This window comes from Niveispirillum sp. KHB5.9 (genome assembly GCF_048066115.1).
Taxonomy (GTDB): domain Bacteria; phylum Pseudomonadota; class Alphaproteobacteria; order Azospirillales; family Azospirillaceae; genus Niveispirillum.
In genome coordinates this window covers 1-291 of sequence record NZ_JBLTYX010000086.1, presented here as the reverse complement: position 1 = coordinate 291, position 291 = coordinate 1, and the positions used below count along the sequence as shown (strand labels likewise).

Annotated in this window: 1 protein-coding gene; it reads right to left on the bottom strand. The window is 47.8% G+C overall.

Annotated elements, in window-relative coordinates; genetic code table 11:
- Positions 1-272: hypothetical protein (locus ACM9HJ_RS31045; protein ID WP_416575677.1), on the bottom strand; the 272-nt coding region annotated here is incomplete at its 3' end.
- Between the last annotated feature and the right edge of the window lie 19 nt (positions 273-291).

The following is a 291-nucleotide window of genomic DNA, read 5'->3' as shown; positions in this document are numbered from 1 at the left end:
GTACCGTCTTGATCAACCGTTTCACCTTCTGCAACTGCGGCTACTGCGTGATCAGAAACAGGAATTCTAGTTAATGCTCTAACTACAAATGACAAGGCTTTTGGTAAATTCTCTTTTCCCCACTCTACCCATTCTTTATTTTCCTTCGATGTAGGGTCAACAATCGGCGGAAGAGGGATGGGAAGAGGAACAGGGGCAGGAATGACCGCCTGCAATCCCGTCGGATCGACACCCATATAGGGCGAGTTCTTCACATAGGCATAACGGTTCAACCCATCCTTGATCCCAATC